Consider the following 17962-nt stretch of genomic DNA (forward strand, 5'->3'; position numbering starts at 1 on the left):
CTGAAAATGAATCAGATCCGGGGAGGGACCTATTCAATGCTGCGACGCCTGATGGCTATTTTTGTGACGGTTGCGATTATTCTGGGGGCGGGGTGGTTCGTGATGCGCCGGTCGGATATCGGCTATGACCGGCTGGAATCCATGTATGCCAATACAGACAGCCGGTTCATGCCGATGGGCGGGGACATGCGGGTCCATTACCGTGATGTCGGCCCGCGCAATGCGCCCGTCCTGGTCCTGGTGCATGGCTTCTCGGCCTCGCTGCACACGTGGGAGCCCTGGGTCCAGGGACTGCGCAAGGACTATCGCGTCGTCTCGCTCGACCTGCCGGGCCACGGCCTGTCGCGTTGCCTCGATGTCTCGGAGACGGGCATCCCCCAATTCGTCGACACGATTGATCGTGTGACGCGGGAACTCGGCATTGAACATTTCACGCTCGCCGGCAGCTCGATGGGCGGCCACACCGCCTGGAACTATGCGCTGGCCCACCCGGACAGGCTCGACGGCCTGGTCCTGGTCGATGCGTCCGGCTGGCCCAAATCCGGGGACGAGGCTCAATCAACACCGCTAGTCTTCAAACTGCTGGCCAATCCGCTGGCGCGTAGCGTCATGAAGGATCTCGACATGACGGGCATGATCCGGGGCGGGCTCGAGGACAGTTTCGTCAACCAGTCGCTGGTGACGGAAGAGATGGTCCAGCGCTATGCCGCGCTCGGACGGGCCCCCTGCCATCGCGACGCGATTCTCAACCTGATGACAGACCGGAACGGGAGAGCCGAAGCGAATGCCGGGACGCTCGCAGCGATTGCGGTGCCGACTCTGATCCTGCAAGGCGAGCAAGACAATCTCGTCCCCGCCTCGCATGGCGAGAAGTTCAATGCCGCGATCTCGGGCTCGGTGTTGAAGCTGTATCCGAATGTCGGCCACGTGCCGCAGGAAGAAGTTCCCGCCCAGTCGCTTGCCGACCTCAGGGACTTCCTGTCGACGCAGGTCTATGTCGCGTCGGAAGACGTGGCGCCGACCGAGGAAGCGGTCGACTAGCGAACGCGCCGGCGATCAGGAAACGCGTTCAACCATCATGTGCTTGATCTTCGCGATGGCCTTGGCCGGGTTCAGGCCTTTCGGGCAGACCTGCGCGCAGTTCATGATCGTGTGGCAGCGATACAACTTGAACGGGTCTTCCAGGTCGTCAAGCCGCTCGCCGGTGGCTTCGTCGCGGCTGTCGATCAGCCAGCGATAGGCCTGCAGCAGGGCGGCAGGGCCGAGATACTTGTCGCCATTCCACCAATAGGACGGGCACGAGGTCGAGCAGCAAGCGCACAGGATGCACTCGTAAAGCCCGTCGAGTTCGTTGCGGTCCTCTTCCGACTGCTTCCATTCCTTCTCGGGACTGGGCGTGACGGTCTTCAGGAAGGGCTGCACATAGGCGTGCTGGGCATAGAAGTTCGTCAGGTCCGGGATCAGGTCCTTGACCACGGGCAGGTGGGGCAGGGGCGAGATCGAGATGACGCCGCCGGGCAGTTCGTCAAAGCCCTTGGTGCAGGCGATCGTGTTGCTGCCGGCAATGTTCATGGCGCATGATCCGCACACGCCTTCACGGCATGAGCGGCGAAACGCGAGCGTCGGATCCACATTGTTCTTGATGTAGAGCAGGACGTCCAGGATCATCGTCCCGGCCCTGTCCATGTCGACCCAATACAGGTCCCAGCGCGGATTGCCGCCTTCTTCCGGGCTGTAGCGATAGATGCGGAACTGGCGCAGGTTCGTGGCGCCCTGCGGCTTCGGCCAGGTCTTGCCCTTGCCGACTCTGGAGTTCTTCGGAAGCGTTAGCTGGACCATGTGTAAACTCCTAGTAAACCCGTGCTTTTGGTTCGATATAGGCAATCTCGTTCGACATCGTGTAATCGTGCACACCGCGATAATCGATTGTTACCTTGCCGGCGTCGGAGAGCCAGGCGAGCGTGTGCTTCATCCATTTCGCGTCATTGCGCTCGGAGAAGTCCTCGCGCGCATGCGCGCCGCGGCTTTCTTCGCGATTGGCCGCTGAATTCACCGTGACGGCGGCCTGCGCGATCAGATTGTCGAATTCGAGCGCTTCGAGAAGGTCTGTATTCCAGACCAGGCCGCGATCCTTCACGTCTAGGCCCGGCAGCTTCTTGTAGACCTCGTCGATAGCCTCGACGCCTTCACGCAGCACGTCGCCGGTGCGGAACACCGCGCAATTGCCCTGCATCGCTTTCTGCATTTCAAGGCGCAGCTTGGCGACGGGCTGGTCGCCGGTTGCGTTGCGCATCCTGTCGAAGCGGGCGAGGTGGCTGTCAGTTGCGCCCTTGGGAAGCGACGGCTGCGTTGCGCCGGCGTCCGTGGTGGCGCCGCAGCGCAGGCCTGCCGCGCGGCCAAACACGACAAGGTCGATCAGCGAGTTGGAGCCGAGGCGGTTGGCGCCGTGAACCGACACGCAGGCCGCTTCGCCGACGGCCATCAGGCCGGATACAACCGAGTCGGCATCGCCATTCTTCTTAGTCAGGACTTCGCCATGATAATTGGTCGGGATACCGCCCATATTATAATGGACGGTCGGCAGGACCGGGATCGGTTCCTTGGTGACATCGACGCCGGCGAAGATGCGGGCCGTCTCGGAAATACCGGGCAGGCGTTCGGCGAGAACCGCCGCGCCAAGGTGTTCGAGGTGAAGGTAGATGTGGTCTTTTTCCGGACCCACACCACGGCCCTCGCGGATTTCTACCGTCATGGCGCGGGAGACAACGTCACGAGACGCGAGGTCTTTCGCGCTTGGCGCATAACGCTCCATGAAGCGTTCGCCTTCGGAATTGCTCAGGTAACCGCCTTCGCCGCGCGAGCCTTCGGTGATCAGGCAGCCCGAGCCGTAGATGCCGGTCGGGTGGAACTGGACGAATTCCATGTCCTGTAGCGGCAGGCCGGCGCGCAGCACCATGGCATTGCCGTCACCGGTACAGGTGTGGGCCGAGGTGCACGAGAAGAAGGCGCGGCCATAGCCGCCCGTCGCAAGGATCGTCTTCTGCGCGCGGAAACGGTGCAGCGTGCCGTCGTCAAGCTTCCAGGCGGTCACCCCGCGGCAGACGCCGTTATCGTCCATGATCAGGTCGAGCGCGATATATTCGATGAAGAATTCGGTCTCTTCGCGAACGCACTGGCCGTAGAGCGTGTGAAGCATGGCGTGACCGGTCCGGTCCGCTGCGGCGCACGTGCGCTGCACCGGGCCCTCGCCGAAGTCCCGCGTCATGCCGCCAAAGGCGCGCTGGTAGATCTTGCCTTCGTCTGTCCGGCTAAAGGGCATGCCCCAGTGCTCGAGTTCGTACACGGCAGCGGGCGCTTCGCGGCAGAGATATTCGATGGCGTCCTGGTCTCCGAGCCAGTCGGATCCCTTGACGGTGTCATACATGTGCCAGCGCCAGTTATCTTCGCCCATGTTGCCGAGCGATGCGGCGATGCCGCCCTGCGCTGCAACCGTGTGAGAGCGGGTCGGGAAAACCTTGGTGATACAGGCGGTCTTCAGGCCAGCCTGCGCGGCACCCAGCGCGGCCCGAAGGCCTGAGCCGCCCGCGCCGACAACGACGACGTCATAGGTATGGTCAATGAATTTATATTCGGTCATCTTGGTTTCTCCCGCGGCCGTCATCAGGCGCCAGCGCCAATCCAGAGTTTCAGCACAGACAGGGCCACTGTCACGAACAGGGCGATCACCGCGAAACTGTTCAGGATCAGCAGCGCCGAACGCGTGCTCGTCTTACTGATATAGTCCTCGATGACGATCTGCATACCAATCCGCATGTGATAGAACGCCGCGCCGGCCGTCAGGATCAGCAGGATGGCGTTCCACGGCTTGCCGGCCCACTCGGCGGCCCCGGCATAGCCGATCGATGACGCGTCGATCACCGAGTACAGGAACCACGGAACCAGGAAAACGAGTGCGATCGCGGTGACGCGCTGGCGGATATGGTCGGTGGTTCCGGACTTGGCTGAACCAAGGCCGCGCGTGATCTTTGCGGGGGTGATGAATTCGTTGTTTGCCATTTTGAAGACTCCTTAAAGCCAGAGAACAGCGGCCCAGATGGCCACCGATCCCAGAACGGCAAAGACATAGAGAAAGACGGAGACGGTGCTGGCCGTCTTTGGCTCGAACCCGGCATGCGGGCCGTCCCAGAGGAGGAAGCGTATCCCGCCCGCGGCGTGGAAAAGCACCGCCACGGTCCAGACAAACAGGATGATTTGGGCCGGGAGACAGGAAATCACCGCCTCGGCCTGCGCGTAGGTCTCAGGTCCGGTCGCAAGTGCAATCAGCCAGGCCGCGATCAGGAATGTTCCGAAATAGAGGCCCATGCCGGTAATACGGTGCGTGATCGACGCGAACATGGTTGCGTGGGGTCGCCAAATTTGCAGGTGGGGCGACAGGGGGCGGGAATCGGCCCGGTTGGTGCCTGACATGAAAGCTTACCTCACCTGTAATGAAATGCTTGGCTTCGCGTTCTAGGCGCCTCTATGGTCCTGTCAACGTGGAGGGCCGTAGGAGCGACAAAATGAAACCGCTGATTTTTGGTCTAGGCCTGCTGGTGATGTCGCTTGGGGCTCATGCAGAGACTGCGCCGGACCCGATGGATGCGCTCGTCGCCGAATATGAAACCTATGTTCGCGCGGTCAATCCTGACCAGGCGGCACACGACGATGGCACCGCAGCGCGCCAGTGGCGCGACGTCAGCCCGGATGCGGTAGCGGCCCAGGCTACCACGGCGCAGGACATTTTGCAGCGAATCGAGTCGGCCGAGACCTCGCGCGCGGTCGACAAGGCGATACTCCAACGGCTCCTGCGATCAGACCTCGATGATGCGCAATATGACGCGGCACGCATCCCGTTCACCGGCGACTGGGGCTTTCAGGCCGAGCCGATCTTTGCGGCAATGCAGACCAAGCTCGACTCGCAGGAAGATGCCGAAGCCTGGATCGCCCGGCTTAATGACGTTCCCCGCTATTTCGCCGAGAATATCGAAAATATGCGCCGGGGCATCGCAACCGGCTGGACGGCAAATGCCGATCCGCTCGGTACGATGACCGACCAGATTCGCGAGCAGATCGTGACGGATCCGGCAGACAGCAGCCTGTTCACGCCATTCGCCAGCCTGCCGGCGGACCTGGACCCCGAGACGGCTGAGCGTCTTCGCGCGGACGGACTTGGGGCGGTTTTCCATGCCGTAAAGGCCTACCAGGACACGTTGCGCTTCATCGTCACGGAATATGCGCCGCGTGCGCGGCCGGGCGCGGGCATTGCTGCGCTGCCGGGCGGCAGGGAAATCTATACGGCGCTGGTCGAGCACCACACCGCCGGTGCGGGCTATACGCCGGTCGAGATCCATGAACTTGGCCATCGCGAAGTCTCGCGTATCCGGGCCGAAATGGAAGACATCATTGCGGAGATCGGCTTCGACGGCAGCTTTGCCGACTTCCTCGCCTTCCTGCGCTCCGACCCGCAATTCTATGCCAGGTCTGACAAGGACCTGATGACAAAAGCCAAGGCAGTTGCCGCGCGGATGGATGCGATGCTGACGGACTATTTCGGCCGCCTGCCCAAACTTGCCTATGATGTTGAGCCTGTGCCGGATGCCATCGCGCCGGGTTACACGTCGGCCCGCTATGTCGAGGGCGATCCGGCCGAAGGGCGCCACGGCATCTATTGGGTCAACACATACGCCCTTGAACAACGACCGCTGTACGAGCTTCCGGCCCTGACGGCCCATGAGGCCGTCCCCGGCCACCACCTTCAGATCGCACTCGCACAGGAAATGAGCGACCAGCCGAAATTCCGCCAGGACTATTACGCCACCGCCTTCGGTGAGGGCTGGGGCCTGTATTCCGAGCACCTTGCCGGTGAGGCAGGCATGTATGAGACGCCCTATGAGCGCTTTGGCGGCCTGTCGATGGAGATGTGGCGGGCCTGCCGCCTTGTCGCGGATACGGGCCTGCACTGGTATGGCTGGACGCGGGAAGAGGCCGAGGCCTGTTTCAAGGACAATAGCGCGCTCGCCCCGCTCAATATCGAGATCGAAGTGACGCGCTATATCGGCTGGCCGGGCCAGGCGGTCGCCTACAAGATGGGCGAGCTGAAAATCCGCCAATTGCGGGCCGAGGCTAAAGAGGCACTGGGCGAGCAATTCGACATCAGGGCGTTCCATGACGCCGTGCTGGAGGAAGGCGCCGTGCCGCTTGATGTGCTCGATGCGCATATCAAGGCCTGGGTTGCCGGGCAGCTGCCAGAGGCGCCGCCCGCTCCATGAAACTGACGATCGTTGAGACCGGCCTCGTTCCGGAGCCTATCCGGACAGCGTTCGTGGATTATCCGGGCATGTTTCGTGCACTTATTCGTGCATCCGATCCGGCCATGGATTTTGAAACCGTATCCATGATCAAGGGCGAGACGTTGCCGGATCCGGCCTCGCTGGAGGCCATCCTGATCACCGGTTCGCCAGCTGGCGTCTATGATAACGATCCGTGGATCGGCCCCCTGATGGACTTCGCCCGCGCAGCCGCTGCTGCAGCTGTGCCGCAGGTCGGTATCTGTTTCGGGCACCAGCTCCTCGCCGAAGCGCTGGGTGGCAAGGTGATCAAATCCCCCAAGGGCTGGGGTGTCGGGCGTCACACCTATGACGTGCGGGCCTGTCCCGGCCTTGTCGCAAAAAATTGTCCAAAAACAATCTCTGTCGCGGTCAGCCATCAGGACCAGGTTGTCACCCTGCCGACGGGCGCCGAGGTGATCGCGCGGTCGGACTTTACGCCCTATGCGGGGCTCCATTATGCGAATGGTCCCGCTATCAGTTTCCAGTGCCATCCGGAGTTCGACGATCCCTATTCTGCAGCGCTCTATACAGCACGCGAGGACCGTCTCGGCCCTGCCGCAGCGCAGGCCGTCGCGTCCCTCGCCGCCCCGGGCGACAATGCCCTTGTGGGCGAATGGATTGCCGACTTCCTGAAAAGCCATGCCCGCTGAGCGATTTGGTGATTAACATGTCGCCTCTGGTGCGAAACCTGCATCCTGTTGCCAGAAACGCCAGACTTGTGTTGAACACCTGCTGAAACCCGGAGACAGCCTGCCATGATGCCGAAGCCGCTCGCCCATATTGACGACAATACGCTGGAATTCGAGATCCTGCCCCTGGTGAAGCCAACAGGCTTTCGCGAATACGATGCGCGCTGGTGGTTTAATGGCATTGGCCACGCAAAGGCTCCGGAACTGAACTATACTGGCGTCCAGGCCCTCGGCCTCGGCATGGCGACCCTGTTCCATGAGATGGGCGTGACGCTGAAAGTCGTGACCGGACACGATTTCCGCTCAATCAGCCAGCCGATCAAGAATGCGCTGATCCTGGGCATGGTGCAGGGGGGCTGCGAAGTGCTGGACGTTGGCCTCGCGCTCTCGCCAATGGTCTACTGGAGCCAGTTCGAGCTGGATGCCGCCTGCTGCGCCATGGTCACCGCGAGCCATAACGAGAATGGCTGGACCGGCGTGAAGATGGGCGCAGACCGTCCGCTGACTTTCGGGCCGGTCGAGATGGGCCGCCTCAAGGAAATCGTCATGGGCGGCCATTTCACCCCGCGTGCCGGCGGGGCGCACTATCGCGTTGACGGTATGCGCGAGAAATATATCGCCTCGGTGGCTGACGGCGTGAAACTGTCGCGTCCGATAAAGGTGATCGCGGCCTGCGGCAACGGTACGGCGGGCGCCTTTGCGCCGGACGCCCTGCGGGCGATGGGCGCTGAAGTGATCGAGATGGACTGCAATCTCGACAACACGTTCCCGAAATACAACCCGAACCCCGAAGACGCCGAAATGCTGCACGAAATGTCGAAAGCCGTGAAGGAACTCGGCGCCGATGTCGTGCTCGGCTTTGATGGCGACGGCGACCGCTGCGGCGTCGTCGACAATACGGGCGAGGAAATCTATGCCGACAAGATTGGCCTGATGCTGGCCCGCGACCTGTCGAAAAACTACAAGAACGCGACCTTCGTCGTCGATGTGAAGTCCACGGGCCTCTACAAGACCGATCCGATCCTCAAGGAAAACGGTGCGACGGTCGATTATTACAAGACCGGCCACTCCTACATCAAGCGCCGCACCAATGAACTCGGCGCGCTGGCCGGCTTCGAGAAGTCCGGCCACTTCTTCTTCCGTCCGCCCATCGGGCTTGGCTATGACTGCGCCCTGACGGCCGCAAAGGCGATCCTCGAAATGCTCGATCGCAACCCCGGAAAGACCATGGCCGACCTCCGAGACGAACTCGGCGTCGCCTTTACATCGCTGACCATGTCGCCGCATTGCGGAGATGAAGTGAAGTATGACGTGGTCGACAAGATGGTCGCCGAATACAAGGCCCTCAACGGCACTGAAATTCTCGGTCGCAAAGTGATCGACGTGAACACTGTCAACGGCGCGCGTGTGACGCTGGACGATGGCAGCTGGGTGCTTGTGCGCGCTTCGTCGAACAAGCCCGAACTGGTCGTGGTTGTCGAATCCATGGCGAGCAATGACGACATGCGCGATCTCTTCCACAAGGAAGTCAAACCCCGCCTCGGCAAGCATACCGAAGTCGGAGCCTACAACCAGGAGATCTGAGACGCATGTCGCTCAATCCGAACTATGCAGCCGTATCCGGTCGCCAGCAGGTCACCGACCGATGGGCCCTGACCCTGCCGGGTCGGTTCAATCGACGCGAAGAGGATGCCGGTCTCTGTTTCTGGCGTCCGGGCCTGACGATGTGGCTGACGGCGTATGGCGCCGAAGACGGCATGTCGGTCGACGACCGGATGCAGCGCGATCGCGCGAACGCATCGGCAGCGGCGACGGACATTTCCGAAAGCGTCGAAGGCGGCGTCAGCCGTCTTGCCTATCGTCTCTCGGAGACCCGCGCCGACAGCGTGATTGTGAACGGGCTCTACAGTTTCGCCCATGGCAGCGACGGCCAAGCGATGTTGGCCGCCTATTTCGACGATGATTCCGAACTGGAAACGGCACGTCTTGTGTCTGCTTCCCTATCCTATATCGCTTGACGGCGCCGCAGATCTGGCACGCTGACTTGACCTGGTGGCACAAAAATCGCACCCGTCGCCCGATTGGCGTCAGGGGCTTTCGAAAAGGACTATTCCATGCGCGTTGCGATGATCGGCACTGGCTATGTTGGACTGGTATCGGGAGCCTGCTTTGCAGACTTCGGTCATGTCGTGACCTGCGTTGACAAGGACGCCTCGAAAATCGAGCGCCTGAAAAATGGCATCATGCCGATTTTCGAACCGGGCCTCGACGCGCTGGTCGCGAGCAATGTCGAGGAAGAGCGCCTGTTCTTCACCACCGATGCCGCTGACGCGATCAAGGACGCCGACGCCGTTTTCATCGCGGTTGGCACGCCCTCGCGGCGCGGTGACGGCCACGCAGACCTGTCCTATGTCTACGCCGCCGCCAAGGAGATTGCCGGATTGATGGATGGCTTTACGGTCATCGTGACCAAGTCGACGGTTCCGGTCGGTACAGGCGATGAAGTCGAACAGATCATGCGCGATGCCAGCCCTGATGGCGACTTTGCGGTCGTGTCCAACCCGGAATTCCTGCGCGAGGGCGCTGCGATCAAGGATTTCAAGATTCCGGACCGTATTGTCGTCGGTACGGAAGACGAGCGCGCCCGCCAGCTGATGCGCGAACTCTACCGCCCGCTATTCCTCAACGAAACGCCCATCCTGTTTACAGACCGGCGCACGTCGGAGCTGATCAAGTATGCGGCGAACGCCTTCCTCGCAGTCAAGATCACCTTCATCAACGAGATGGCAGACCTGTGTGAGAAGGTGGGGGCGAATGTGCAGGAAGTCTCTCGTGGAATAGGGCTGGATAACCGGATCGGTCGCAAGTTCCTGAATGCCGGACCGGGCTATGGCGGCAGCTGTTTCCCGAAAGATACGCTGGCCCTGACCAAGACGGCAAACGATGCTGGCGCGCCAGTGCGGATCATCGATACGGTCGTTGAAGTCAACGCCGCGCGCAAAAAGGCCATGGCCGACAAGATCATCCGCGCCATGGGCGGCGATGTGACAGGCAAGACGATCGGTGTGCTGGGCCTCGCATTCAAACAGAATACCGACGACATGCGCGATGCGCCGAGCCTCGACATCCTGCCGGCCCTGATTGCGGCCGGCGCCAAGATTCGCGCCTACGATCCCGAAGCCATGACAGAGGCGGCGCACCTGCTCGACGGCGTCCAATTCGCCACGGGCCCATATGAGGCGATCAAGGGTGCCGACGCGATGGTGATCATTACAGAATGGGACCAGTTCCGCGCGCTTGATTTCGACCGGGTAAAGGCTGCGCTCAATAGCAATATCGTGATAGACTTGCGCAATATCTATTCGCCCGAAGACATGGCGGCCCACGGGTTTGCCTATACGTCCATTGGGCGGCCATAGTTTTTCCAAACCCCTTCAAGACCGGATCCCAGACATGAAATTCTTCGTCGACACCGCAGACACCAAGGATATTGCCGAACTCGCCGCAACCGGCCTGATCGATGGTGTCACGACCAATCCCTCCCTGATCGCAAAATCCGGTCGCCCTTTTGCGGAAGTGATCAAGGAGATTTGTGGCCTGACAGATGGTCCGGTCAGCGCCGAAGTCGTCGCGACAGATGTCGAAGGCATGTTGCGCGAAGGGCGCAAGCTCGCCAAGATCGCCGAGAACGTGGCCGTGAAGCTGCCGCTGACCTGGGACGGGCTCAAGGCCTGTCGCACCTTGTCGGACGAAGGGACAGCGGTGAATGTGACGCTCTGCTTCTCGGCAAACCAGGCATTGCTCGCCGCCAAAGCGGGCGCGGCATTCATCTCGCCATTCATCGGACGCCTCGACGATATCAATGTCGATGGCATGGAACTGATCAGCGATATTCGCCAGATTTATGACAACTATCTTTTCGATACCGAGATCCTGGCTGCGTCGATCCGCACGCCGAACCACGTCAAACTGTCGGCCCTGGCCGGCGCTGACGTTGCAACCATGCCGCCAAGCGTGATCAAGAGCCTGGTCAACCATCCGCTGACGGACAAGGGTCTTGAAACCTTCCTTGCCGACGCGAAGAAGGCGGACATCAAGGTCTGACGCGTCCCATGAAAAAGGCCGAAGGCCCCGAGGGCCGGGTCCTCATCATCGCCGGGTCGGACTCAGGCGGCGGTGCCGGCATTCAGGCGGACATCAAGACGGTAACGATGCTGGGTGGTTACGCCATGACAGCCATTACCGCGATCACCGTACAGGATACCAAAGGTGTGCACAGCGTTTGGCCGGTGCCTGTGGACGCTGTCATCGGGCAGATTCAGGTGACGCTGGCCGATATTGGCGCCGATGTGATCAAGACAGGCATGTTGGGCTCGGCGGCGCTGGTCGAGGCGATTGCCGAGTGCCTGGCAGAGGCGGCGTCAATGGCGCCGCGCGTGATCGATCCGGTCATGGTTGCGACATCTGGCGATCGGCTGGTTGATGCCAAGGCGGTTGAGGCGATCCGGTCCGAACTGGTGCCGCGCGCGCGTCTCGTCACGCCGAATGCGCCCGAGGCGGAAGTGCTGACAGGGAAGGTCGTCGAGACGGTGGACGGTCAGCGCCGGGCCGCTGAGCGCCTGTTGGAACTCGGCGCGCACGGCGCGCTGGTAAAGGGCGGGCACATTGGGGGCAACAAGATCACGGACGTGCTGCAGACAACAACGGGGGAGTGGATATTCGAAAGTCCCCGCATCGTGACGATGTCGACACACGGCACGGGCTGCACCCTCGCGTCGGCGATTGCCGCCCACCTGGCGCAAGGTGCAAGCGTCCCTGACGCAGTGGAGCGTGGCCGCGATTATTTGATCGGCGCAATTCGTTCAGCCAAGGGGTTCGGCAAGGGCCATGGCCCCGTCAATCATGGCTGGTCGTTGGACAGCGAATGAAGTGCACCATTGAAGAAAGAGCGTGCCAGGGGTGTGACCAAGGCATTTGACCGTGAGAGTCGGGAAGGCGGGCCAACCTCTGTCATCCAATGATGCGCTCCAAGAATAGCGCGTCAGGCGATGAACGGAGGCCGAACGTGCCGAGAAGCGATAGAAAAGCTGAATGCCCCGTTATTAATTCTGGTTTTTCCCGGACGCGGGACTGTGCGAGAGAGAGTGATCGCCAACGGAGATCACCCGATGCCTGCGCTGCCATTCTACCAGGTCGACGCCTTTGCTTCCCGCGCCTTCGAGGGAAACCAGGCCTGCATCATGCCGCTCGAGTCCTTTCTCACTGACGATGTCATGTTGGCGATTGCCGCGGAAAACAATGTGGCCGAGACGGCCTATATCGTTCGCACGAGCGAAACGAGTTGGAACCTGCGCTGGTTCACTCCGGCCGTTGAAGTGCCGCTGTGCGGCCATGCGACACTCGCTGCCGCCCATATTCTGTTCACGCACGAAGGCTTTACCGGAGACGCTATTGCCTTCGATACTGTCAAATCCGGTCGCTTGACGGTGCGCAAGCTGGAGGATGGGCGCCTGGAGATGGATTTCCCCTCGGCCCCTGTGAACGAAATCGTGGTGACCGATGACGTGGCCGTCGCGCTTGGCGCAAGGCCTGTCCAGGCCTGGGGCGGCATGTTCTATGCGGCCATGTTCGAGACGCCCGAGGCGGTCCGCGCGCTGGTGCCTGATCTCAAGGCGCTGAAGTCCCTCGGCGCGCCGGGTGGCGATTGGGATCGTGGCAATTTCGGCTGTTTTGCGCCGGGTGGCGATGGCGTCGACGTCACGAGCCGCTTTTTCGCGCCGGGTAGCGGCATCGACGAGGATCCGGCCACGGGTAGCTGGCACACGATGCTGGCGCGTGTCATGTCCGAACGATTCGGCAAGGATGGGCTTGGCTGCTTCCAGGCCTATCCGGGGCGGGGCGCGCGTATCGATACCGTATTAGGAGGCGGCCGCGTGAAGCTCATCGGGCGCGCGGTCACCACGATCGAGGGCCGGTTCTTCCTTTAGCCTCAGTCGGCAATGCCACCCGGGCGCGCCAGTGCCCGCCCACCCGGCAGACGCAAGAGTTGCACCTCTGCCTTGTTGAGCATCTCGCGAAGCCAGGCGCCAATGACGGGCTCTGCAATCCAGGCGATTAGCCACGCAAGCGCGATGACTGCCGCAGGCGCAAATACCAAGGCCACATAAGGCCTCATGCCAGCCTGGATGAGGATATGCATCAAGCCCGCGCCAACCACATTGTGGACAAGATACAGCGGGTAGGTTGCCTGCCCGAGTTTGCGGGTCAGGGCGCACGTCCGCAACGAGCTTGGGCGGAACGCGCCCGGCCAACGGGTGAACGTGAACATGAAGGCGAGAATGACCAACCAGACAATCATCGGCTCTTCAATCGAGAATCCTGAAGCGGCGGGTGCCTCGACCAACTGGAGCGACTCGGCTCGCAGGCCGATGCCGATCAACGCCACCCCGATCGCCGTCCCGAGGCCGATATAGTCCGGGATCAGATTACGCCGGCCACTGGATTTCCACATCCAGATTCCGATCGCGAAAAGGGGGCCGTGTTGCAGTAAAAGGACATCGGAATGGAGCCATACCCATCCGGAATCCGGCAGCACCCCAAAGCTGATTGCACCAAGATAAGCGCCGCTGAGCAGCGTCAAAACCCAAGCGTACAGAGTGAGGTGCTTGAATTGCTGGAAAACCAGCAAAAGGAAGATTGTGGCGTAGAAGCAGACTTCGACGGCCAGCGACCAGTACACACCGTCGATCCAGTTTGGCAGGGGCCAGAGTGCCATGGCGTGGAAATAGGGGCCCATGAGTTCCGACGGCGGACGGTGCGCGATGGCGAGCCACGCAATCAGCGTGATCGTCGCGCAAATCCATGCGGCAGGGTACAAGCGTAGCGCCCGGCTTTTAAGGAAGGAGATCGGCGACGCCCCATTGGCTGAATTCGCAATCACGAAACCGGATATCACGAAGAAGACGTTTACGCCGATCCAGCCGAACCAGGTGACCGATGCCAGTTTCGGTAGGGCATCGACGTGCGCAAAGATACGTGACGTTGAAGAGGTTTCCGAGGCCCAGGAATAGAAGCCGAGATGGAACAGGGCGACGGAAAGCGCTGCCACAAAGCGAATGGCATCTAGCGGGTAGTGGTGGGTGCGATCCTTCCCCTCAGGTCTCCGGCACCTTCGGAACACGCGTCGAAGGCTGCGTCCGAATGTTAGGACCCGGAATTAACCAAATACAAGAATGTTCGCGTGTCGGGAGTCTTCTCCCGGTCTCCTCGGTGCGGTTTGCGGAGATCGCCAAAGCCGGATAATACTCGAACTTGCCGACGTCGGCATCTCTATTGGATTGTTTTACATGAAAATTCGTCAGGGAATGCGTGCGTGGCAACAGGCCGGAATATTGATTGTGTGCGCCTTGGCGATCGCGGCCTGTTCCGACGCAGCGCCGACCGACCCGGCGGTGATCGCGTGCGATAATACCAAGCTCGGCGTTGAGCGGACGATCACCGTGACGGCGGATACCGGATCGATTGAAACCCTTTTGAATGACCGGGAAGTTGTCCTCACATTTGACGACGGTCCTGACCCGAGACGCACACTGCCCGTGCTCGACCAGCTCGACCTCCAATGCACCAAGGCGACATTCTTTTTGCTGGGAGGTCAGGCGGACCGGTATCCGGACATGGTTCGCGAGATCGCCAAGCGGGGTCATTCACTGGGCGGACATTCCTGGTCGCATGCCAACCTGACAACACTGACGGCTGACGCGGCGCATGACGAGGTATCCATGGGCATGGATGCGGTTAACGCTGCTCTCGCCGAAACAGGTGCGAAGGCGATCATGTTCCGATTTCCCTTCGTTGCGACGAATGCTGAACTGTCCGCCGATGTGCGCGAAATGGGATTGCTTGAAGTTGGCGTCACAGCAGACGGAGCCGATTGGACCAAAAACCGCCCGGAGGCCTCCGTGGACATGATCCTCCAAAAGCTGGACTTGGCCGGCAGGAAAGGGGTCATTCTTCTCCACGACCCGTTCGATAAATCGGATGAGCGGGTCAACCTGTTGCTGTCCCGGCTGAAACGGGATGGATACAGGATTGTGGCGCTCGGCTCGGCAGAAACCGGCCAGTAACCATTCCCACCCCATGGCATGATATGTGCAACCGGAACCGGGAATCCGGCGCCATGCCCGGTCGCGACTTTTCGCCCTGCAGCCATAGGGGAGGGCTTCTTTTTGTCGGAACGCGGAAATCTCGCGCAGGTGCGCGTTGCGTTAGTGCCGACATTGCTGATGTCGGTCACGTTTGCGTTGGTCGCCAGCGGATTCTGACTGTTTCTGCGCCATCAGGCGCCCGTGCCCGACATGAATGTGCTGAGCCCCAAACTGGCAGCCTACCACGTACATGCCGACGCATACGATACGGTGTTCATCGGCACCTCCCGCACGTTCTACCATATCGTGCCTGATGAAGTGGAAGCTGCAGTGGAATCCGCGGGTTGCCCGCGCCCCAGCGTTTTCAATTTCGGCGTCTTCGGCCTGACCGGCGCTGAGCAGGACTGGCTTGTCGATCAGGTGCTCGACGCAGGCGAAGGCACGCTTCGCACGGTCGTCATTGAGGACCCGCTTCCAGGGGCCCGGGCCCTCGACAATGCCACGAACGAACGCGCGCGGTTTTTCCATGGACCGGCCGAATACGGGCCGACGGTAAAAAGCATTACCTCCTTTCCAGAGTCCGCCCCGAAGAAGATATTCAGGCTCGGCATTTTCGGCGCCGGCGCCGCTTATGATCTTTCGGGTGTCGGGCGCGCTGCGGCGCTGTTCTTCCCGGCCCCGGAAAAGCCGGACCTGTTCAAGCTCGACATGGGGTTCGACGGGTTCGAGATCCTTGGGTCCCATCCGACGCCGGACATTGATGCGCGCAGGCAGGACTTCCTTGATCATCCTGCCAAGTTCGATGCCGCAATGGCGCGCTATGGCGCGGCGAGCGACGAGAAAGTTGCCGCTCGCGCGGTCTATCTAGAAGACCGCTTGCGGCGCATCCGGTCGCTCGGGATCAATTCAGCGTTGTTCATTTCTCCGGACCCTGAAGAACTGGACCGCACGCCGCGTGTCGGCGTGGAGCTTGCGCGCATCGCCCCAGACCTGCCGGTGTTGAATTTCAATCGGCCTGACGCCTATCCGGACCTTTTTGAACGCGGCCTGTGGTTTGATCACAGCCATTATGGCGAATTCGGCGCCCGGGCGCTCAGCCGAGTCTTGGGCGCTGAATTGTGCAGCGAACTGAAACGGTCCGATGCGGGAGCGCAGCATGCTATTCGTTGAGCCGCGCTTTTTCCTGTTCTTCGGTATCGTATTCGCGCTGTCCTGGGCGCTGCGCAGCAATCTCTGGCGCAAGCGGGTTCTGACGCTTGCGTCCTATGTCTTCTATGGCGCGTGGGATTGGCGCTTTCTCGGCCTGATCCTTTTAATTACGGTGATCAGCTATCTCGTCGGCGTGGCAGCAAACCGCTATCCACCGGGGGACAGGATCCGAAAACTTGCGCTGGCTGCTGGGATCACGGCGTCGCTCAGCGTGCTTGGTGTGTTCAAGTATTTCAACTTCTTTGCCGACAGCTTTGTCGATTTTGCCGGCCTCATGGGTTTCAGCGCCGGGTCCGTGACGCTGAACCTGGTCCTGCCGGTCGGCATCAGTTTCTATACGTTCCAGGCCATTTCCTACATGGTCGACACGCACCGCGGCGATATCGGCGCGCGGCGCTCGTTTCTGGATGTCGCCTTCTACATCGCCTTCTTTCCGCAACTCGTCGCAGGCCCGATCGTGCGGGCCTCCGAATTTATTCCGCAAATGGATACGGCGCGCAAATGGGCGGATGTCAGCGTCAGGGCGTGCCTCACACTGTTCCTGATTGGTTTCATCAAGAAGGCCTGCATCTCAGATAATATCGCGCAATATGTCGACGTCATCTTCGCCGACCCGTCATCGTTTGCCGCCTCGCAGGTTGTCGCTGGCGTACTGCTCTACGGCATCCAGATCTATTGCGATTTCTCGGGCTACTCAGACATGGCGATCGCGTGCGCTGGCCTGCTTGGGTACAAGTTTCCGGCGAACTTCGACTCGCCCTACCTGTCGCCGGACATACAGGACTTCTGGCGCCGCTGGCATATCAGCTTGTCATCCTGGTTGCGCGACTACCTCTACATTCCGCTGGGCGGCAATCGGCGCGGCAATGCGCGGAGGGACGTCAACCTGATGACGACAATGGTGCTGGGCGGTTTGTGGCACGGCGCCTCGTTCAATTTCGTGATCTGGGGGTTTCTGCACGGCATCGCCGTGATCGTGCAACGTGGCTGGAACAACCTCGTCGCTGGCCGCGTGCCGGCAATGGGTCTCATTGGCGGCTTCATTGGTGGGGCGGTGACGTATTACTGGGTGAACCTAGCCTGGATTTTCTTCCGCGCGGCCGACCTTGGCGAAGCTCTGGCGATTTCGCGTACTTATCTGACCTGGTCGTCGCCAGGCGGCAATCTATTGCCAATCGCGGTCTGGCCACTTCTGGCGGGCCTAGGCCTGGTACACTGGCTGTCGCACCGTTTCGGCGCGCAGGAAATGATCGAGCGCCTCGGGCCGAACCGTTTTGCTGTGACATATGGCGCCATCGCAGCCATCGCCATTGCCTTCGTGCCGCTTGGCTACCGTCCCTTCATCTACTTCCAGTTCTGATGAAAACGCCCTCGGCGGGAAAGGCTTGAAATGAATAATTCTCAAACACCTGTCTTCGATGCGCCTTTGTTTGTGGTCGCATGAATTTTACTTATTGCAACAAGAAATAGAATGGCCTGTCGCGTTTCTTTCACGCGAGCCTCGCAGAGAGATCACTAGCGGTCAGTCAGGCCGCTTGATTTTCTTATGGGG

Annotated in this window: 17 protein-coding genes; 12 read left to right on the forward strand and 5 right to left on the reverse strand. The window is 60.8% G+C overall.

The features are described 5' to 3' along the window. Positions 1 to 36: 36 nt before the first annotated feature. Positions 37 to 1041, forward strand: a complete 1005-nt coding sequence (locus ACESNB_RS11085; protein ID WP_373007245.1) for an alpha/beta fold hydrolase — start codon at positions 37 to 39, stop codon at positions 1039 to 1041. A 15-nt stretch (positions 1042 to 1056) separates the two neighbouring features. On the opposite strand, the gene ACESNB_RS11090 is transcribed toward ACESNB_RS11085, so the two are convergent. The 4 genes from ACESNB_RS11090 to sdhC are packed head-to-tail and all read right to left on the reverse strand — an operon-like array spanning position 1057 to position 4467. Beyond that, complete coding sequence (locus ACESNB_RS11090) at positions 1057 to 1839, reverse strand: succinate dehydrogenase iron-sulfur subunit (RefSeq protein ID WP_373007247.1); 783 nt, start codon at positions 1837 to 1839, stop codon at positions 1057 to 1059. Between the two features lie 10 nt (positions 1840 to 1849). Then, positions 1850 to 3637 carry a succinate dehydrogenase flavoprotein subunit gene (sdhA, locus tag ACESNB_RS11095; RefSeq protein WP_373007249.1) on the reverse strand — a complete coding sequence of 596 codons (1788 nt, stop codon included), beginning with the start codon at positions 3635 to 3637 and terminating at the stop codon, positions 1850 to 1852. A gap of 23 nt (positions 3638 to 3660) precedes the next feature. Continuing rightward, positions 3661 to 4056: a succinate dehydrogenase, hydrophobic membrane anchor protein gene (gene sdhD, locus ACESNB_RS11100; RefSeq protein WP_373007251.1), complete on the reverse strand. Its 396-nt coding sequence runs from the start codon at positions 4054 to 4056 to the stop codon at positions 3661 to 3663. 12 nt (positions 4057 to 4068) lie between these two features. Next, positions 4069 to 4467, reverse strand: coding sequence for a succinate dehydrogenase, cytochrome b556 subunit (gene sdhC / locus ACESNB_RS11105; RefSeq protein ID WP_373007253.1), 399 nt, complete (start codon positions 4465 to 4467; stop codon positions 4069 to 4071). 92 nt (positions 4468 to 4559) lie between these two features. Here sdhC and ACESNB_RS11110 point away from each other — a divergent pair, with 92 nt between their 5' ends. The 8 genes from ACESNB_RS11110 (at position 4560) to ACESNB_RS11145 (ending at position 13044) form a co-directional block, all read left to right on the forward strand. Next, positions 4560 to 6308 carry a DUF885 family protein gene (locus tag ACESNB_RS11110; RefSeq protein WP_373007255.1) on the forward strand — a complete coding sequence of 583 codons (1749 nt, stop codon included), beginning with the start codon at positions 4560 to 4562 and terminating at the stop codon, positions 6306 to 6308. Then, positions 6305 to 7018: a type 1 glutamine amidotransferase gene (locus tag ACESNB_RS11115; RefSeq protein ID WP_373007257.1), complete on the forward strand. Its 714-nt coding sequence runs from the start codon at positions 6305 to 6307 to the stop codon at positions 7016 to 7018. The genes ACESNB_RS11110 and ACESNB_RS11115 overlap by 4 nt, the downstream gene beginning before the upstream one ends. A gap of 108 nt (positions 7019 to 7126) precedes the next feature. Further along, on the forward strand, positions 7127 to 8641 hold the full coding sequence (locus ACESNB_RS11120; RefSeq protein WP_373007442.1) for a phosphomannomutase/phosphoglucomutase: 1515 nt from the start codon (positions 7127 to 7129) through the stop codon (positions 8639 to 8641). 5 nt (positions 8642 to 8646) lie between these two features. Beyond that, entirely contained in the window at positions 8647 to 9075 is a 429-nt protein-coding gene (locus ACESNB_RS11125) for a hypothetical protein (protein WP_373007260.1), read from the forward strand. Positions 9076 to 9171: 96 nt separating this feature from the next. Continuing rightward, positions 9172 to 10476, forward strand: coding sequence for a UDP-glucose/GDP-mannose dehydrogenase family protein (locus tag ACESNB_RS11130; protein ID WP_373007262.1), 1305 nt, complete (start codon positions 9172 to 9174; stop codon positions 10474 to 10476). Positions 10477 to 10510: 34 nt separating this feature from the next. Continuing rightward, positions 10511 to 11161, forward strand: a complete 651-nt coding sequence (gene fsa / locus ACESNB_RS11135; protein WP_373007264.1) for a fructose-6-phosphate aldolase — start codon at positions 10511 to 10513, stop codon at positions 11159 to 11161. An 8-nt stretch (positions 11162 to 11169) separates the two neighbouring features. Further along, positions 11170 to 11985 carry a bifunctional hydroxymethylpyrimidine kinase/phosphomethylpyrimidine kinase gene (thiD, locus tag ACESNB_RS11140; RefSeq protein ID WP_373007266.1) on the forward strand — a complete coding sequence of 272 codons (816 nt, stop codon included), beginning with the start codon at positions 11170 to 11172 and terminating at the stop codon, positions 11983 to 11985. 240 nt (positions 11986 to 12225) lie between these two features. After that, entirely contained in the window at positions 12226 to 13044 is an 819-nt protein-coding gene (locus tag ACESNB_RS11145; RefSeq protein WP_373007268.1) for a PhzF family phenazine biosynthesis protein, read from the forward strand. 2 nt (positions 13045 to 13046) lie between these two features. On the opposite strand, the gene ACESNB_RS11150 is transcribed toward ACESNB_RS11145, so the two are convergent. Continuing rightward, complete coding sequence (locus ACESNB_RS11150; RefSeq protein ID WP_373007270.1) at positions 13047 to 14237, reverse strand: acyltransferase family protein; 1191 nt, start codon at positions 14235 to 14237, stop codon at positions 13047 to 13049. Positions 14238 to 14403: 166 nt separating this feature from the next. Here ACESNB_RS11150 and ACESNB_RS11155 point away from each other — a divergent pair, with 166 nt between their 5' ends. The 3 genes from ACESNB_RS11155 (at position 14404) to ACESNB_RS11165 (ending at position 17770) form a co-directional block, all read left to right on the forward strand. Next, positions 14404 to 15180, forward strand: a complete 777-nt coding sequence (locus ACESNB_RS11155) for a polysaccharide deacetylase family protein (protein ID WP_373007272.1) — start codon at positions 14404 to 14406, stop codon at positions 15178 to 15180. A gap of 222 nt (positions 15181 to 15402) precedes the next feature. Continuing rightward, positions 15403 to 16371, forward strand: a complete 969-nt coding sequence (locus ACESNB_RS11160) for a hypothetical protein (protein ID WP_373007274.1) — start codon at positions 15403 to 15405, stop codon at positions 16369 to 16371. Continuing rightward, positions 16358 to 17770: an MBOAT family protein gene (locus ACESNB_RS11165; RefSeq protein WP_373007276.1), complete on the forward strand. Its 1413-nt coding sequence runs from the start codon at positions 16358 to 16360 to the stop codon at positions 17768 to 17770. The genes ACESNB_RS11160 and ACESNB_RS11165 overlap by 14 nt, the downstream gene beginning before the upstream one ends. Positions 17771 to 17962 lie beyond the last annotated feature (192 nt).

Origin of the sequence: Hyphomonas sp. (assembly GCF_041689225.1) — a bacterium.
Taxonomy (GTDB): Bacteria; Pseudomonadota; Alphaproteobacteria; order Caulobacterales; family Hyphomonadaceae; genus Hyphomonas.

Coding starts and splice junctions, on each gene's coding strand:
- sdhD (WP_373007251.1), bottom strand. CDS start 4,056: ATGGCAAACAACGAATTCATCACCCCCGCAAAGATCACGCGCGGCCTT.
- sdhA (WP_373007249.1), bottom strand. CDS start 3,637: ATGACCGAATATAAATTCATTGACCATACCTATGACGTCGTCGTTGTC.
- ACESNB_RS11115 (WP_373007257.1), top strand. CDS start 6,305: ATGAAACTGACGATCGTTGAGACCGGCCTCGTTCCGGAGCCTATCCGG.
- ACESNB_RS11155 (WP_373007272.1), top strand. CDS start 14,404: ATGAAAATTCGTCAGGGAATGCGTGCGTGGCAACAGGCCGGAATATTG.
- thiD (WP_373007266.1), top strand. CDS start 11,170: ATGAAAAAGGCCGAAGGCCCCGAGGGCCGGGTCCTCATCATCGCCGGG.
- ACESNB_RS11145 (WP_373007268.1), top strand. CDS start 12,226: ATGCCTGCGCTGCCATTCTACCAGGTCGACGCCTTTGCTTCCCGCGCC.
- ACESNB_RS11085 (WP_373007245.1), top strand. CDS start 37: ATGCTGCGACGCCTGATGGCTATTTTTGTGACGGTTGCGATTATTCTG.
- ACESNB_RS11120 (WP_373007442.1), top strand. CDS start 7,127: ATGCCGAAGCCGCTCGCCCATATTGACGACAATACGCTGGAATTCGAG.
- ACESNB_RS11165 (WP_373007276.1), top strand. CDS start 16,358: ATGCTATTCGTTGAGCCGCGCTTTTTCCTGTTCTTCGGTATCGTATTC.
- sdhC (WP_373007253.1), bottom strand. CDS start 4,467: ATGTCAGGCACCAACCGGGCCGATTCCCGCCCCCTGTCGCCCCACCTG.
- ACESNB_RS11130 (WP_373007262.1), top strand. CDS start 9,172: ATGCGCGTTGCGATGATCGGCACTGGCTATGTTGGACTGGTATCGGGA.
- ACESNB_RS11125 (WP_373007260.1), top strand. CDS start 8,647: ATGTCGCTCAATCCGAACTATGCAGCCGTATCCGGTCGCCAGCAGGTC.
- ACESNB_RS11110 (WP_373007255.1), top strand. CDS start 4,560: ATGAAACCGCTGATTTTTGGTCTAGGCCTGCTGGTGATGTCGCTTGGG.
- fsa (WP_373007264.1), top strand. CDS start 10,511: ATGAAATTCTTCGTCGACACCGCAGACACCAAGGATATTGCCGAACTC.
- ACESNB_RS11090 (WP_373007247.1), bottom strand. CDS start 1,839: ATGGTCCAGCTAACGCTTCCGAAGAACTCCAGAGTCGGCAAGGGCAAG.